This is a genomic window from Pseudoalteromonas sp. S4741 (genome assembly GCF_005886135.1).
Taxonomy (GTDB): Bacteria; Pseudomonadota; Gammaproteobacteria; order Enterobacterales; family Alteromonadaceae; genus Pseudoalteromonas; species Pseudoalteromonas tetraodonis.
In genome coordinates, this window is the sequence record NZ_PNCN01000133.1 from 16,650 (window position 1) to 32,381 (window position 15,732).

A 15,732-nucleotide genomic window follows, 5' to 3' on the forward strand; every position below is an offset into this window, starting at 1 on the left:
AAGCCTTGATATAAAGTGCCGGTAGTGTAACAAATAACAAAACAGTGCGCTGTAAATTCCACCCCGAAAGGTAAACACGCCCTAGCATCTTCAACCTACTTGGGTATAATGCAGGGCTTAATTTGATTATTTTGAATTGCTAGCGGCTTTATTTTCATTTTGGTGTTTATAAAAACTTTTAAAACAACAGTGTTTAACCGCTATATGCCTTTTATCTGACAGGAAAACTATGCGCTCTATATACTGCGGACAGCTAAATAAAACTCACGTAGATCAGGAAGTTGAACTATGTGGCTGGATCAACAAACGACGTGACCTTGGTGGACTTATCTTTGTCGATTTACGCGATAGAGAAGGTTTAGTACAAGTTGTATTCGATCCGGAAGTTGAAGGATTAATGGAAACAGCTAACAAACTTCGTCAAGAATTTTGTGTGCAGTTAAAAGGGGTTGTTCGTGCACGCCCAGACAGCCAAGTAAATAAAGACATGGCAACCGGCGAAGTAGAAATTTTAGGTACTGAGCTAACTATTATCAACCGCTCTGAGCCGCTTCCGCTTGATTTTAATCAAACAAACTCAGAAGAGCGTCGTTTAAAATATCGTTACTTAGATTTACGTCGTTTAGAAATGAGCGACCGTATTAAATTACGTGCTAAAGCAAGCAGCTTTGTTCGTCGCTTTTTAGATGAAAATGGCTTTTTAGATATCGAAACGCCAGTACTAACTAAAGCAACGCCAGAAGGTGCGCGTGATTACTTAGTGCCAAGTCGAGTACACAAAGGTAGCTTTTACGCATTACCGCAGTCGCCACAGTTATTTAAGCAATTGTTGATGATGTCGGGCTTTGACCGTTACTACCAAATTGTTAAATGTTTCCGTGATGAAGACTTACGTGCAGACCGTCAACCTGAATTTACTCAAATAGATTTAGAAACCTCGTTCATGAGCTCTGATCAAGTACGCGGTATAACTGAAAAAATGATTCGTGAAATGTGGCAGTCATTACTAAATGTTGATTTAGGTGATTTCCCAGTTATGCCTTACTCTGAAGCAATGAGCTTATATGGTTCTGATAAGCCAGACTTACGTAACCCAATGAAGCTAATTGATGTAGCCGATTTAGTAAAAGACGTAGAGTTTAAAGTATTCTCAGGTCCAGCAAATGATGAAAAAGGCCGTGTTGCAGTACTAACGGTACCAGGTGGCGCATCACTTTCTCGTAAGCAACTAGATGACTACACTAAGTTTATCGGTATTTACGGTGCTAAAGGTTTAGCATGGATGAAAGTAAATGACCGCGATGCAGGCGTTGAGGGCGTGCAATCGCCAATCGCTAAATTCTTAAATGAAGATGTGATCACGCAGTTACTTGAACGTACTAATGCACAAACAGGCGATATCATTTTATTTGGTGCGGATAAACGCAACACCGTAAATGAAGCCATGGGCGCACTTCGTTTAAAAATTGGTATTGATTTAAAAATCACTAATTTAGATAGCTGGGCACCACTTTGGGTTGTTGACTTCCCAATGTTTGAAGAAGATGACGAAGGCACATTACACGCTGTACACCATCCATTTACTGCACCAAAAGATATTAGTGCCAGTGAGCTTGAAGCAAACCCAGCAGCGGCTATTTCAGATGCTTACGATATGGTATTAAACGGCTACGAAGTGGGCGGTGGCTCGGTACGTATTCACAATGCAGATATGCAAGAAGCGGCATTTAGAATTTTAGGTATTGAAGCGCAAGAGCAGCAAGATAAATTTGGTTTCTTACTTGACGCACTTAAATACGGCACACCGCCGCATGCAGGTTTAGCGTTCGGTTTAGACCGTTTAGTTATGTTGTTATGTGGTACTGATAACATTCGTGACGTTATTGCTTTCCCTAAAACCACACAAGCATCGTGTTTATTAACCGATGCACCAAGCAAAGCTAACAACGATTCGCTGACAGAGCTTGCAATTAGTGTAGTTGAGAAAGAATTACCAAGCGCAGAATAAAGCTAGTTTTTAGTTAGATAAAAACCCCTTAGGCTAAATACCTAAGGGGTTTTTTGTTCGGCAAAACCCAATTTAGGTGCTTTATTTTTATGAGCGAGCTATTTAAAAAAAGTCATTATTTTGATCAGTCATTTTCAAACTTTACAGCAAATGCAAAGCGCTTTAGCGATATTGAGTTTGAACAATGTCAGTTTATTGATTGCGATTTTAGTTACAGTCAATTTAGTGCCTGTCGGTTTATAGGGTGTGAGTTTATAAACTGTAATTTGAGTGAGCTTAACTGGAATTACAGCTCGCTAGAAGAGGTGAGCTTTGCAAATTGTAAACTCAATAGCATAGTGTGGGGGCAAGTAAATTGGCCGCAATTAGCGCTAACGTCACCGGTGAGTTTTAAACAGTGTGAGCTGAGCCATAGTTCGTTTTTTGAATTACAGTTAAAAGCCTTAACAATGACGAACTGTTTTGCCAAAGATGTCGATTTTAGACACGCTAACTTAGCTCAAAGCAACTTCTCGGATACTGATTTTAGAGACAGCCTGTTTCATCAAACTAATGTGAGAAAAGCAAATTTTGTTGGCGCAACGCAATTTAATATTGATATAACAAACAATGATGTGAGTAATGCAAAGTTTGAACGGCTTGAAGCGTTAAATCTATTAACAGGACTTGATATCGAGCTGGTTGATTAGCCGCAAGAGCTTACGGCTAATACGTGTATTTACTATTAGCAAGCAGGGCCATTTTTGTTACGTGCACTAGCAAGTGCGCGGGCTATACTCAGTAGCTCAGGCGAAATATCATCAGCGCCATCTTTAATCAGTTTAGTTACATCACCTGATGAATATAAGCTATCACGCGGTGATTTAATCCCAAGCTCTCTCACAAAGTCTTTGGTTTTACCTGTACTGCCGGTTTCAATAAACTTAAAAATAATGCGTTCGTTGTTACTTTTCGGCTCGGCTTGTAACACTTTAATTTCTTCTTGGTAGGCTTCAATTCTGCTTTGTAGAATGTCGATGCGTTGTTCAATGCTGCTATATGATTTCATGAATGGATTCTTTTGCGATAATAGTAAAACAATAATCGCTATTATCGCACAAATAAGCAAAGGCGCGCGCTAACCTTTATAATAAAAATTAATACTACTTAAAAATATATAGATAATACAATGAAATGCATGTTAAAAATTATAAAAAAGCGTTTAATATTAAGTGCGCTTACTTTAAGTGCTTCGCTATTTGCATCATAAAGTTATGCCCAAGACGATGTAGTGATTGATGATAGTCGTAATCGCTCTATACCTGTAAATATTACCCTACCAACTAACCACCTTAAGTGCAGCGCGCAAGTCAAATGCCCAGTGGTATTTGTAAATGCGGGATATGGCATTAGCCATAATGAATACACCTTTGTAAGTAAGCTATTTAAGCATTGCGGTAGCACATGAGCTTAAAAGTGACCCTGCGCTTAATGGTGCGCAGCCTTATTTGACCACCCGTATGGAAAATTGGCACCGGGGTGTTGTAACACTAAAATTTTTAGTTAATGAGCTAAGTGTTAAATACCCTGAGTATGATTTTACAAAACTCACTTTATTTGGCCACTCAAATGGTGGAGATATCTCAGCCTTGTATACAGCTATTTACCCAAGTGAAGTAAGCCAACTAATTACGCTCGATCACAGCCGCATGTTATTGCCACGCAATAAAAACATACATGTGCTCACACTTCGAGATAGTGATTACCTAACCAATGTGAACGTGCTTTTAACCGACCAAGAGTTAACTGTTTATCCTTTTACACAAACGTTGATAGCAGAATCACGTCATAACGATATGTACGATGGCGGGCCTAAATAGCTGGTGGATAGAATGAGTAAAGAGGTAGCGGCGTTTTTAGAAAATTAAACGATACAGTCAGCTTTTTAAATTAAAATCCTAAAAATAGCGCAGGCCTACTGCGCTATTTTAGTTTTAAGTTACTCTACCAGTTCACTCACCACCAAAGGGCTATTATGTAGCGTTTTATGCACGGGGCATTTATCGGCTATCTCGAGTAATCGATTTCGCTGAGCGTCAGTTAAATCACCTTTTAAGGTTATTTTTCGAGTAATAGCCTCTAAATTCCCGGTTTTTTCGCAATCATCACAATCTTGGTTGTAATTGCGGGTATGGTTGAGCTCTACTTTTACATGCTCTAACGGTAACTCTTTGCGACTTGCATACATGCGAAGTGTCATTGCAGTACACGCTCCAAGCCCAGCGAGTAAATGATCATAAGGGTCTGGGCCTAAGTTTTTACCACCAACATCAGTAGGCTCATCAGCAAGCCATGTATGGTTTTTAGTACTCACGTGCTGAGTGAATTGATGATCTTTTTCTTCAACTAATACACTGCCGTTAGTTAATTTTGCACTATAGGGTGTTTTCTCGTATTTAACATAGCGATTAGCCCACGTAGCAATGACATCGGCTGTGTAGTTAGCGTCTTCTTTATTGCTGAGTAAGTGATCGGCATTATCTAAACTTATAAAGCTTTTTGGATGCTTGGCAGCGGCGTAAATTTTTTCGGCTTCACTAATATTCACGGTGGCATCAATAGGAGAGTGCATAACCAACAAAGCACGCTTAAGCTTGCCTATATGGCTGTTATCGTATTTGGCGATGTCATCTATAAATTGCTTTTTAATCGTAAACTCACGCCCAGCTAAACACACTTTTGCTTCACCCGATTGGTTTATTTCATCTAAATGAGCAGCAAAATTATGGGTAACGTGCTGGGCATCTGATGGCGCGCCTATAGTCGTAATAGCTGACACTTCGGGTATGTGCTCTGCTGCTGCAAGCACCGCAGCACCACCTAAGCTGTGACCTATTAATAACTGAGGTGCTTTAAAGTGTGTTCTTAAATGATTGGCAGCAGCCACTAAGTCTTGAATGTTTGATGAAAAGTTACTGTTAGCAAAGTCACCGTCGCTATTACCAAGCCCTGTAAAATCAAAGCGTAATACGGCAATGCCTTGCTGAGTGAGTGCGCGGCTTATTCGTGTTGCAGCCGCTACATCTTTAGAGCAGGTAAAACAGTGGGCAAATAAGGCATAAAATTTCACCTCACCAGAGGGCTGTTCAAGTTGTCCAGCAAGTTCTAATTCACCGCTTTTAAAAGAGACTTTTTGTCGCATGAGAATACCTTAACTAATTGATAAAGTGTGTGGTGCTGATAAATAAGAGATTGGTACGATGGGATGAAAATTCAATATTGGCATTATTTTGATCTCGATCAAGCTAGAAAGGGCTTGCCAATTGAGTGCGGACATATGTCCTTATAATTTCAAAGGGGTTTGTCTATCCTCGCACAGCATATAAATGCAGCCTTTATTACTTGAATTAAGTAGTTAAGCTATATTTGAATGTAATACCAATTTGCATAAACCTATGATTAATTCAATGTATTAAGTCGTTGTTTATCGGCGTTTAAAAAACCTTATCTAGAACAACTAGATATAATTTTTTTTGCGTAGTTAGCATGTAATATTTAGTTAATTTAATGGATCTTTACTCAAGCGAATTGGTAAATGGCTTCTAACAACCTACTTACTGGAATGTACCATGCAATTACCTACAGTTGATTATAAAGCGGACGATGCGGCTGCGCAATTTGTTGAATCGTTGAGAAATACTGGTTTTGGCGTATTAAAAAACCATCCTATTCCGCAATCTTTAGTTGAGTCTATTTATAAAAATTGGCAAGACTTTTTTAACTCAGAGCAAAAGCATGAGTTTTTATTTTCAAAAGAAACGCAAGATGGCTATTTTCCACCGTCGGTATCAGAAGTTGCTAAAGGCCATACAGTAAAAGACATTAAAGAGTACTTTCATGTTTACCCTAAAGGCCGTGTTCCTGCACAATTAGAAGCTGATGTGCGTGAGTACTACCGTTTAGCTAATGAATTTGCGGCAACATTATTAAGCTGGGTTCAGGCTGAAGCGCCTGAAGAAGTGCGTGCTAAGTTCTCTATCGATTTAAAAGATATGATTGCCCAATCTGAGCAAACGTTGTTACGTATTTTACATTACCCGCCAATGACAGGTGATGAAGAGCCTGGTGCTATTCGTGCTGCTGCGCACGGTGATATTAACTTATTAACCGTACTACCAGCGTCAAACGAGCCGGGTTTACAAGTACAAAAAACCGATGGCGATTGGTTAGACGTGCCATGTGATTTTGGTAGTCTAATTATTAATATTGGTGACATGTTACAAGAAGCATCGGGTGGCTACTTCCCATCAACGATTCACCGTGTAATTAATCCATCGGGTAAAGCAACAACCAAATCACGTATTTCATTACCATTGTTTTTACACCCTCGTCCAGATGTGGTGTTATCGGAACGCTACACAGCAGATAGCTACTTACAAGAGCGTTTACGTGAGTTAGGTGTAAAATAATCCTTTAGCATTTGTAATGCTCAGGTAAATAAAAGCGGCTGTTTAGCCGCTTTTTTAGTATTTGTGTGTATTGATTTGGCACAAAGTAAATAATGGCATGCATTCTGAGCTACTAAAGGTATAATGCGCGCAACTGGCCACTTTGGCCTAATTTGAAATAGAGAGTTTATATGAGTTTTGATGGTTTAGGTTTATCACAGTCTTTAGTTAATGCGGTTTTAGAAAAGGGCTATGAAACGCCAACGCCTATTCAGGCTCAAGCTATCCCAGCAATTATTGCGCGTCGCGATGTAATGGCCGCAGCACAAACAGGTACAGGTAAAACCGCTGGTTTTACTTTGCCACTAATTGAGCGTTTATCGTCGGGCACTAAAGCAAAAAGTAATCATGTACGTGCGCTTATTTTAACGCCAACCCGAGAGCTTGCGTTGCAAGTAAGCGAAAACGTTGAAGAGTACGCTAAGCATTCTGATGTGAGTTCGTTTGTGGTTTACGGTGGTGTAAAAATTAACCCACAAATGCAGCGCCTGCGCAAAGGGGTTGATATTTTAGTGGCCACACCTGGGCGTTTAATTGATTTACATAATCAAAACGCAGTTAAGTTTGATAGCGTTGAAGTACTGGTTTTAGATGAAGCCGACCGTATGTTAGACATGGGCTTTATCCACGACATTAAACGCTTAATTGCAAAAATGCCTGAAAAACGTCAAAACTTAATGTTCTCAGCCACCTTTTCTGACGACATTCGTGCATTGGCCAAAGGGTTAATTAACGATCCGGTTGAAATTTCAGTCGCTGCCAAAAACACCACTGCTAAAAGCGTGACTCAATGCGTGTACGCTGTCGATAAAGCGCGAAAAACGGCCTTATTAAGCCATTTAATTCGTAGCAATGATTGGCAACAAGTACTGGTATTTAGCCGTACTAAACATGGTGCTAATCGTTTAGTTAAGCAACTTGAACGCGATGATATTGTTGGCGCAGCAATCCATGGTAATAAATCTCAGGGCGCACGTGTTAAAGCATTGGAAGGCTTTAAAAGCGGTGAAGTGCGCGTATTAGTGGCAACTGATATTGTTGCTCGTGGTTTAGATATTGTTGAGCTTCCACACGTAGTTAACTACGACTTACCTAATGTATATGAAGATTATGTCCACCGTATTGGCCGAACTGGTCGTGCGGGTGCATCAGGGCATGCCATTTCGTTTGTAACGGTCGACGATGCAGTAGATTTATACGGTATTGAACGCTTTATTGGCGAGTTAATTCCTCGTGCTGAAGAAGAAGGCTTTGAACCGGCTAACCCTGTTGCTGAGCGCGCACTCGATGCTCGCCCACTGCCTTCTAAAAAGCCAAAGAAAAAACAACCATTTAATAAGCCTAAATCAGATAGCAGCAAGCCTAATAGCAAAAAGCCTAACAATGGTGGCAATGGTACGGGCCCACGTCGTGGTGGCTCTAAAAAGCCAGCAGCTAAAACCGATGAAAATGCACAAAACCCATGGGCAAAGCGTCAATCGGTTGGGGGCAGTGGTCAACGCCGTCGTCGTCCAGCAAATAACGACTAATTGTCACTGCGTTTAGTTAAACGCAGCTGCAAAAAAAGCGCTAGCTTTAAGGTTAGCGCTTTTTTGTTTTTAATTTATCAGTAAGTAATTAATGCCTAGGCCAACAAACAGCGTAACGCTAACACTCAGTAACGTGCCTAGCATCACATATTCCGTGAGTTGTTTATCTTTGCTGGCACTTAAGTCGCCAAATCTAAACACGGATTTGGCGGCAATTAAAAACCCAAGCCCAGCAAACTGATCTAATAAAATAAATGTCAGCATAAGTACTCGTTCGAGCATACCAATACTTTGTCCTGCTAAAGGGAGGCTACCATCACTAGAAAAGTGATTAGTTAAACGCTCTAACATCATTCTTATAAATACCGCACTGGGACTTAAAATAATAAGGTAACCAGTTATAACCCACAGCACTTTTTCGTTGAACAATAACGCCATAAAATTGTTAGTAAATTGCTGATTATCAGTGAGCCAAATGCTTATCACAATGAGGACGGTGATATGGGCAATTTGGTCTAATAAAAAAGGCACTACGCCTTTATTTGAATACGATTTAGCAATATCAATAAAGTAGTGACTGATCATAATAATGCCGGTCGCCAGTAATACGCTGCCTAATTGTTGCCAGCCAAAACTATATTCCCAAAGTGCCACAACGACTGCACTGGTAATTCCGTGAACCAATACATGGTAGTAAAGTTTTTTTGCTTTAAAATGACGGGTGTTTCTGTCGTTTACCCAGCTCATGGGTTGCCAATAAAAATCAGCGAGTAAGTGGCCAATAATCAGTGCAACGAGTAATAGTGAAAATTCCATTAGTCATGTCCTTGCTGTATGCTTTTAAGCTGTTGTTGTGCATGTAAAATAAATCGTTCTATCAGCTGATAGTTAGCAAGATTAAGCAGCTTAGTAACGTTTTCGCGGCTGGTATTGAGCTCTTTAGCTAATGCTGCATGGTTGTTATTAGTATGGGTTAAATATACATACAAAGCGTTTGCTTGTTTTTGAGTTATTTTACACAGCAATACATCAACAAACGCTAGGTTTAGCTTAAAGCTCTCATCAACTGGTTGCTTTGCAATAGCAAATGTAAAACGCTGGTTTGTCATTTTATCTAGCTCATGACCAGAGAGAGTAAACGCAGAGCCTGTGGCCGTTTTTATACTCTTACCAGGGTTATCTATGTGCCCCAACGCCATGCTTTGGCGCAGTTCATAGCCGGCAGATTTTAGCTGTAGGTAGATAAGAATAGCGGTGGTAACTAATTGTTCACTTTTTTCTACTTGCAGCTGAAATGCATCCCCACGGTAAATATCCCAAGATGTTGTTTTATTAGAATTTGCACGTAAACTTTGCTCTAGCTGATAAAGCATGGCATCGTATTGTTGTTTAGGTATTTTTTGCGATTTAATAATATCGCCGCTGATCACACCAATCATAAAAATCCAGATAAATTATTTATATGTAACTAACTTAGGTTACATTGTTAAATGTAACTATAATTGGTTACTTTGGGTTTGGTAACTAATTTAGGTTACTTAACACGCAATTGCAAGTATCACTCATTAGGACATAATAATGACCTCACAACAAAGCAGTAAACCTCGTGTAGGTATTTTTGTCGATGTACAAAATATTTATTACACCTGTCGCGAAAGCCACGGTAAAAACTTTGATTACAATGCCTTTTGGCGAATGATAGAGCAACAATACAATATTGAATGTGCGTTTGCTTATGCAATATACCGAGGTGATGAAAAGCAAAATCAGTTTCAAAATATTTTGCGCGCTATTGGCTTTGAAGTAAAACTAAAACCCTTTATTAAACGCCGTGACGGCAGTGCCAAAGGCGATTGGGATGTAGGTATAACCATAGATATGCTAGAGCAGGGAAAGCAGCTTGATAAGGTTATTTTACTCTCGGGTGACGGTGACTTTGCGTTATTACTGGGGCACTTAAAAAATCAATACAATGTTCCGTGTGATGTATACGGTGCTGATAAATTAACCGCAGAGGTACTTAAGCAAAGTGCTGAGCAATTTCATTTAATTGACAATCAGTTACTACTTTAAAAAGTCTAAGCGCTGCGTTGGTTCGGTGTATTTTGAGCAGAATGCCCACCTTCAACATGAACATTTTTAATACAACGGGTACATAGATTAATTAAGCCTAATTTAGGCTTTTTTTATGGCGGTAATAAATTGGGTTTAGTGGATGATTATGGTAATTTTAAGAATCAATTAGTATCAAGGAATTACATGCTTAACTACAGTAATATGCTATTAGACAGAGGCTCAAATGCGCGCAAAGACCCTACTTGGGTAGACGCAAAAAAAACAGCAGACAGCTTATGGCTTTTAGTTAAAGGCAATCACACCTTATTTGCTAACAGTAGCCCTGAGGTGGTGTATTTGGCTTACCTACAGGTGGCACATTTAGATTTAACGCAGGCTATTTTTTTAGGTTCAAATAAACAGGATAATGCCGTATTTGCGCTAGATGTAACCGCACTCGACGAGTCGTTATTAGCAACGATTGTTGGTGATGCCCAGTTTGCAGATATTCGCCAGTTTGGTACACAGGTGGCGCTTGAAGATGGCTCAAATGCAGCGCTTGCCCGAGGGTTATGTTACTGGCATGCCACTCATAGTTTTTGTGGCCGTTGTGGTACCAAAAATCACTTAGTTGAAGCGGGTCACTCTCGATTATGCGACAATTCTGCGTGTTTGCACCAGACTTTTCCGCGTACCGATCCTGCGGTTATTATGGTAGTAACTAAAACATTTTCTGATGGGATTGAACGCTGCTTATTGGGTCGCCAAGCAACTTGGCCAAAAGGATTGTATTCATCGCTTGCAGGCTTTGTTGACCCTGGTGAAACCCTTGAACAAACCGTGATCCGAGAAGTAAAAGAAGAGGCTGGTATTATTGTGGAAAAAGCGGAGTATATTGCTTCGCAACCTTGGCCGTTTCCTTCGTCAATTATGCTGGGTTTTATTGCCACAGCAAGCAGTGATGAAATAAGCACAGAGCAAGATGAACTTGAAGATGCAAAGTGGTTTTCTCGCGAAGAACTTGCGCAATTTAAAGATTGGCACCATCAAGGGGAGCATTTAAAACTACCTAGAGCTGATTCGATTTCGCGTTATTTAATTGAATATTGGCGTACTCAGATAGAAGGATGAATCATGTCGAGCAAAAATAAAAATACCCAATTAGTTTCATCAGGGCGCAAAAAAGCGTACACCCATGGCGTAGTTAATCCAGTGATACAGCGCGCTTCAACGATTGTGTTTGATTCTGTGAGTGAGCTTAAAGAAGCGGCCAAAACACGTGGCGACAAAACCTTGTTTTATGGCCGCAGAGGGACGACCACTCATTTTGCTCTGCAAGAGGCAATTACCGAACTCGAAGGCGGTGAGGGCTGTGCGTTATACCCATGTGGCGCGGCAGCGATAAGCCAAACGCTGTTATCGTTTTTAAAGTCCGGTGATCATATTTTAATAGTGGACACTGTTTATGAGCCAACCCGTGATTTTTGCGACAAGATATTAGCTGGGTTGGGTATTAGTACGACCTATTATCCGCCAATGATTGGCGCAGACATAAAAGAGTACATTCAAGACAATACCAAAATGTTGTTTTTAGAGTCTCCGGGTTCAATTACCATGGAAGTTCAAGACGTTCCCGCCATGGTAAAAGTGGCAAATGATCATAATGTAATGACGGTGCTTGATAACACTTATGGTAATGGTTTGCACTATCGTCCACTTGAACACGGTGTTGATATTAGTATTCAAGCGGCAACCAAATATATTGTAGGTCATTCAGATGTGATGATGGGCGTAGCTGTAGCGAATAAAACATATTGGCCAACACTTCGTGAACATTCTTATTTACTCGGGCAATGCACCAGTGCAGATGATGCGTATTTAGCACTACGAGGCTTGCGTACCATGGCAGTGCGATTAAATCAGCATGAAAAAGCCGCGCTAGAAGTAGCAAAATGGCTTGAGCAACATGCGTTGGTTGATCATATTCGCCACCCAGCATTTGAAACGTGTCCTGGGCATGAATTTTTCAAACGCGATTTTGACGGTAGTAATGGTTTGTTTTCGTTTGTAATGAAAACCGGTAACCAAAAGGCCATTGATGCTTTTTTAGATAGCTTGCAGCATTTTAAAATGGGCTTTTCTTGGGGGGGCTTTGAGAGCTTAGTAACGGCAAACCTATCAATGAAAGGGCTGCGCTCGCAAACAGGTTGGGAGCATGGACCTGTTATTCGTTTGCACATTGGTTTGGAAGATGTTGAAGATTTAATTGCCGACTTACAGCAAGCATTAGTTATTTATGAGCAACATTTATAATTACTAATTGGTTAAATTACATTATTTGTTACAAAGCCTATCTCTGAGTAGGCTTTTTTTTGCTAGCAATTCAACGTGTTTACACTTAGTGTTGTTAAATAACACTTATTGTAAAGCACGAACAACGTCATTAAGGATAGTCAATGGCAACACCATCACCTGTTAACGTAGGGCGCTTAACCCAAATCGCGGGTTTTGAGCTGGTACGTATGTTTTTAACTAAACGAGGACTTATTGCACTGGCGGCTTTTGGGCTAGTGTGGCTTGTTATTTTACGTTACCCCATAGGGCAGGCAGTGGGCATTATCAGCTCCCCCGATTTTGAACAAATAGCCCGTGATATTTCCGGCTCTATTGGATTAAGTAAGTTACTTGATTGGCCTGAAGCAGAATTTGCTATGTATTGGCTTATTGCTTTGTATAGTTTTCCTGTTTTTAGCTTATTTATTTGTAGTGATCAAACTGTGGGTGATAGAGAGCGCGGTACGCTAAGATTTTTATCATTACGCTCAACTCGCTTTGAGATTCTCTTTGGTCGTTTTTTAGGGCAGTTAGCAGTACTAACCTGTTTAGTTGGCATCACGCTTATAGCGACATTGGCGGTGCTCGGGTTTCGCGAGCCGAGCTTACTTGCTGGTGGCCTTGGTCGTGCTGTTTCAATATTTTTAATACTCATAGTTACTTTTTCGCCGTTTGTAGCCTTAATGAGCTTAATTAATACTTTTGCGAGCTCATCTCGCTTATCTATTGTGTTAGCCATTTTATATTTTACAGCCGGTGGCATTATTGTTGGATTACTAGAGTGGCAAATACCCGCATTAAGTGTGCTTGATTATTTATTCCCTGGTGTGCAAATAGAGCTATTAGCGGGACAAAACTTACCGTTACTGAGCGCATTAGCTATTCCACTTGTGCAAACAGCGGTGCTACTTGTGGTTGCTCAACGTATTTTTGCAAGGAGCTCACTATGAAATCATTAATAACAGGGCGTAATTTAAGTAAATCGTACGGCTCAAAACTGGCTCTAAATAATGTGAGTTTCGAGATTCAAAAAGGCGCGCCAGTTGCATTAGTTGGCCCTAATGGCGCAGGGAAGACCACTTTATTTAGTTTGTTGTGTGGCTATATCGCACCTAGCATAGGTGAGCTTGAAATACTTGGCCATAAACCTGGTAGTGCTGCTTTATTTAATAAAGTGAGTGCGTTACCACAAGATGCCCAGCTAGATCCGCGTTTTAATATAGATAAACAACTTAGTTTTTATGCCAAGCTACAAGGCATGAGTACTAAGCAAAGCCACGTAGAGGCACTTCGTGTGCTTGATTTAGTGGGCCTTAGCGAAATTGCAAAAAACCGCGCTGGGGACTTATCTCACGGTATGCGCAAGCGTGTAACCATAGCGCAAGCATTAATTGGCTCACCGCAAATTGTGATGTTAGATGAGGCCACAGCAGGACTTGATCCGATTCATGCCAGAGAAGTCAGGGAGCTGGTGTCTGAGCTATCGTCTCAAGCGACGTTTATTTTAAGCTCTCATGATTTAACGGAACTTGAACGATTATGTTCTCAAGTACTACATTTAGATAAAGGCGTATTAAGCGAGCACCAAACTAAAGCAGTGAACACCGATAAGCATTTTTACACTTTAATGCTCAGTGAAGTGTATCAAAATGTGGAGCAACAACTCCAAGCAATTGAGGGTGTGAGCCGTGTTTATATGAGCCAACATAAAGAGTATGTGATTGAGTATCAACCAACTAGCGATTCACTCGACATCGCGCTATTGCAATTTTGCCACCAACATAATTGGCAGTATAGGCAGTTAGTAAATGGTCATACGCTAGAAAATCAAATATTTAAACAGGAGAAACTATAATGGGATTATTTAGTGGTTTAATGGGTAACGCCAGTGAAGTGGATGACGCCGATTTAGAAAAAGTATTGGCAAATACCCTTATTGAAGGTGAACGAGTTGAAAAGGCGTATAAAGTTGTCCGTGATATGTTTATCTTTACTAATAAGCGACTAATTTTATTAGATAAACAAGGTGTGACAGGTTCTAAAATGGAAATGATCAGTATTGCTTACTCTAAGATAACTAAGTTCAGTAAAGAGAGTGCTGGGCACTTTGATTTAGACGCTGAGTTAAAAATATGGGTAGGTTCAGATCCAACGCCAATTAGCAAGGACTTTAAAGCTGGTGATAACATAAATGATGTTTATCGGATAATTAGCCAGTATTCATTATAGAAACAAACAAAATCGGTGTAAAATTAAAGTAATTGTTTACAGCTTGTTGCGATTACTTTAACATAAATTACTCCAACATTTTCTTACAAATTCCCTAACAAATACAATTGCTTGATTCAGTTTTTGTTCAGTTTCGTGGCGTTAGCATACCCCCACTTTAGCAATGTAGTTAAAGTACAAAAACAATGTACATAGGGATGTTTCATTATGAAAAAATTAGCAATTATTATTTCAGGTCTTTTATTATCAAGTGCTGCACACGCTGCAGATAGCTATCAATCAATCAGTAACTTAAACTACACAGATACTGATAACAACGATACTATCAGCGTGGACTCTACTTACTACTTCTCTCCAAAAAGCACACTAGGTCCATACGATCAATTCGAATACATCAATAAGCAAAGCAACGTATTTGGTGGCTACGCTGATAACGATTTTGGCGATGTGACTGCTATTGGCGGTGAATACTTCGTTGAAGATTTTGTTGTTGGTGCGTCTTACCAAAATGCTGATTTTGGTTCTAACAACGAGTCATACACACTTTCTGCTGGTTATTTCTTTAACCCAGATTTACTTGCAAAAGTAAGATTTGTTGATCAAAAAGATGGTGATAACGTTACATACTTTTCTTTAGCATACAACCACATGCTAAACGATACAGATTACGTAGGTATCACTGTAGAATCAGATGATGATTTTGATTATCGTTTAGTAGCTGCTAAATACTTTGTTGATTTACAACAAGGTAACTACTTAACAGTAGAAGGTACATTTGTAAGCCTTGACGAAGCAGATGACCAATGGAACGTAGAAACAAACTACTACTTCTCTAAAGCGACTTCTGTATTTGCAGCTTACGATAAAGAAGACAACTACAGCTTTGGTGCTCAACACTTCATCAATAAAAACATTGGTTTAAAAGTGGGTTACGGCAACAACGCAGATGACTCAGATAACGATGCTTACTTTGCTAACATGCGTTTTCAGTTTTAATTAAATAACCTCAGATCTGCATAAGAATTAAAGCCGAGTCACTTTTATACTCGGCTTTTTAGTTTGAAAAGTATAGGCTATTAATCCAGCCATT

The 15,732-nt window shown here is 39.9% G+C and carries 15 protein-coding genes and 1 pseudogene; 12 read left to right on the forward strand and 4 right to left on the reverse strand.

From position 1 onward, the window contains the following. The first annotated feature begins 229 nt into the window (after nt 1-229). Complete coding sequence (aspS, locus tag CWC30_RS15905) at nt 230-2,008, forward strand: aspartate--tRNA ligase (RefSeq protein ID WP_138627582.1); 1,779 nt, start codon at nt 230-232, stop codon at nt 2,006-2,008. A gap of 89 nt (nt 2,009-2,097) precedes the next feature. Next, nucleotides 2,098-2,697, forward strand: coding sequence for a pentapeptide repeat-containing protein (locus tag CWC30_RS15910; protein ID WP_138627583.1), 600 nt, complete (start codon nt 2,098-2,100; stop codon nt 2,695-2,697). Between the two features lie 35 nt (nt 2,698-2,732). Here CWC30_RS15910 and CWC30_RS15915 read toward each other — a convergent pair whose 3' ends face one another. Further along, nucleotides 2,733-3,056 carry a hypothetical protein gene (locus CWC30_RS15915; protein ID WP_008111621.1) on the reverse strand — a complete coding sequence of 108 codons (324 nt, stop codon included), beginning with the start codon at nt 3,054-3,056 and terminating at the stop codon, nt 2,733-2,735. Between the two features lie 129 nt (nt 3,057-3,185). Here CWC30_RS15915 and CWC30_RS15920 point away from each other — a divergent pair. Next, nucleotides 3,186-3,867, forward strand: a pseudogene (locus CWC30_RS15920) (alpha/beta hydrolase). A gap of 119 nt (nt 3,868-3,986) precedes the next feature. On the opposite strand, the gene CWC30_RS15925 reads toward CWC30_RS15920, so the two are convergent. Next, complete coding sequence (locus CWC30_RS15925; RefSeq protein WP_138627584.1) at nt 3,987-5,189, reverse strand: bifunctional alpha/beta hydrolase/OsmC family protein; 1,203 nt, start codon at nt 5,187-5,189, stop codon at nt 3,987-3,989. 427 nt (nt 5,190-5,616) lie between these two features. Between CWC30_RS15925 and CWC30_RS15930 the strand changes: the two genes are divergently transcribed. Both CWC30_RS15930 and CWC30_RS15935 read left to right on the forward strand, forming a co-directional pair. Continuing rightward, nucleotides 5,617-6,456, forward strand: a complete 840-nt coding sequence (locus tag CWC30_RS15930; RefSeq protein ID WP_069439918.1) for an isopenicillin N synthase family dioxygenase — start codon at nt 5,617-5,619, stop codon at nt 6,454-6,456. Nucleotides 6,457-6,626: 170 nt separating this feature from the next. Continuing rightward, on the forward strand, nt 6,627-8,024 hold the full coding sequence (locus CWC30_RS15935) for a DEAD/DEAH box helicase (RefSeq protein ID WP_138627585.1): 1,398 nt from the start codon (nt 6,627-6,629) through the stop codon (nt 8,022-8,024). 69 nt (nt 8,025-8,093) lie between these two features. Here CWC30_RS15935 and CWC30_RS15940 read toward each other — a convergent pair whose 3' ends face one another. Together CWC30_RS15940 and CWC30_RS15945 are read right to left on the reverse strand one after the other, a co-directional pair. Continuing rightward, nucleotides 8,094-8,840: a DUF3307 domain-containing protein gene (locus CWC30_RS15940; RefSeq protein WP_076921623.1), complete on the reverse strand. Its 747-nt coding sequence runs from the start codon at nt 8,838-8,840 to the stop codon at nt 8,094-8,096. Next, nucleotides 8,840-9,463 (reverse strand): hypothetical protein, encoded by a 624-nt coding sequence (locus CWC30_RS15945; RefSeq protein WP_138627586.1) that lies wholly within the window; start codon nt 9,461-9,463, stop codon nt 8,840-8,842. The genes CWC30_RS15940 and CWC30_RS15945 overlap by 1 nt, the downstream gene beginning before the upstream one ends. 139 nt (nt 9,464-9,602) lie before the next feature. Here CWC30_RS15945 and CWC30_RS15950 point away from each other — a divergent pair, with 139 nt between their 5' ends. From CWC30_RS15950 to CWC30_RS15980, 7 genes are all read left to right on the forward strand, one after another. Next, a complete protein-coding gene (locus CWC30_RS15950; protein ID WP_138627587.1) occupies nt 9,603-10,097 on the forward strand; it encodes a LabA-like NYN domain-containing protein in 495 nt (164 codons plus the stop codon). 186 nt (nt 10,098-10,283) lie between these two features. After that, a complete protein-coding gene (gene nudC / locus CWC30_RS15955) occupies nt 10,284-11,210 on the forward strand; it encodes an NAD(+) diphosphatase (protein WP_138627588.1) in 927 nt (308 codons plus the stop codon). A gap of 3 nt (nt 11,211-11,213) precedes the next feature. Beyond that, complete coding sequence (locus CWC30_RS15960) at nt 11,214-12,392, forward strand: cystathionine beta-lyase (protein ID WP_138627589.1); 1,179 nt, start codon at nt 11,214-11,216, stop codon at nt 12,390-12,392. A 143-nt stretch (nt 12,393-12,535) separates the two neighbouring features. Then, nucleotides 12,536-13,363, forward strand: a complete 828-nt coding sequence (locus tag CWC30_RS15965) for an ABC transporter permease subunit (RefSeq protein WP_138627590.1) — start codon at nt 12,536-12,538, stop codon at nt 13,361-13,363. Continuing rightward, nucleotides 13,360-14,268: an ABC transporter ATP-binding protein gene (locus CWC30_RS15970; protein ID WP_138627591.1), complete on the forward strand. Its 909-nt coding sequence runs from the start codon at nt 13,360-13,362 to the stop codon at nt 14,266-14,268. The genes CWC30_RS15965 and CWC30_RS15970 overlap by 4 nt, the downstream gene beginning before the upstream one ends. Beyond that, the gene (locus tag CWC30_RS15975) at nt 14,268-14,642 is read left to right on the forward strand and encodes a PH domain-containing protein (protein ID WP_036983105.1); all 375 of its coding nucleotides are present in this window, start codon (nt 14,268-14,270) and stop codon (nt 14,640-14,642) included. The genes CWC30_RS15970 and CWC30_RS15975 overlap by 1 nt, the downstream gene beginning before the upstream one ends. Before the next feature lie 207 nt (nt 14,643-14,849). Continuing rightward, nucleotides 14,850-15,638 (forward strand): putative porin, encoded by a 789-nt coding sequence (locus CWC30_RS15980; RefSeq protein WP_138627592.1) that lies wholly within the window; start codon nt 14,850-14,852, stop codon nt 15,636-15,638. Nucleotides 15,639-15,732: the final 94 nt, after the last annotated feature.

Coding starts and splice junctions, on each gene's coding strand:
- aspS (WP_138627582.1), top strand. CDS start 230: ATGCGCTCTATATACTGCGGACAGCTAAATAAAACTCACGTAGATCAG.
- CWC30_RS15910 (WP_138627583.1), top strand. CDS start 2,098: ATGAGCGAGCTATTTAAAAAAAGTCATTATTTTGATCAGTCATTTTCA.
- CWC30_RS15915 (WP_008111621.1), bottom strand. CDS start 3,056: ATGAAATCATATAGCAGCATTGAACAACGCATCGACATTCTACAAAGC.
- CWC30_RS15925 (WP_138627584.1), bottom strand. CDS start 5,189: ATGCGACAAAAAGTCTCTTTTAAAAGCGGTGAATTAGAACTTGCTGGA.
- CWC30_RS15930 (WP_069439918.1), top strand. CDS start 5,617: ATGCAATTACCTACAGTTGATTATAAAGCGGACGATGCGGCTGCGCAA.
- CWC30_RS15935 (WP_138627585.1), top strand. CDS start 6,627: ATGAGTTTTGATGGTTTAGGTTTATCACAGTCTTTAGTTAATGCGGTT.
- CWC30_RS15940 (WP_076921623.1), bottom strand. CDS start 8,840: ATGGAATTTTCACTATTACTCGTTGCACTGATTATTGGCCACTTACTC.
- CWC30_RS15945 (WP_138627586.1), bottom strand. CDS start 9,463: ATGATTGGTGTGATCAGCGGCGATATTATTAAATCGCAAAAAATACCT.
- CWC30_RS15950 (WP_138627587.1), top strand. CDS start 9,603: ATGACCTCACAACAAAGCAGTAAACCTCGTGTAGGTATTTTTGTCGAT.
- nudC (WP_138627588.1), top strand. CDS start 10,284: ATGCTTAACTACAGTAATATGCTATTAGACAGAGGCTCAAATGCGCGC.
- CWC30_RS15960 (WP_138627589.1), top strand. CDS start 11,214: ATGTCGAGCAAAAATAAAAATACCCAATTAGTTTCATCAGGGCGCAAA.
- CWC30_RS15965 (WP_138627590.1), top strand. CDS start 12,536: ATGGCAACACCATCACCTGTTAACGTAGGGCGCTTAACCCAAATCGCG.
- CWC30_RS15970 (WP_138627591.1), top strand. CDS start 13,360: ATGAAATCATTAATAACAGGGCGTAATTTAAGTAAATCGTACGGCTCA.
- CWC30_RS15975 (WP_036983105.1), top strand. CDS start 14,268: ATGGGATTATTTAGTGGTTTAATGGGTAACGCCAGTGAAGTGGATGAC.
- CWC30_RS15980 (WP_138627592.1), top strand. CDS start 14,850: ATGAAAAAATTAGCAATTATTATTTCAGGTCTTTTATTATCAAGTGCT.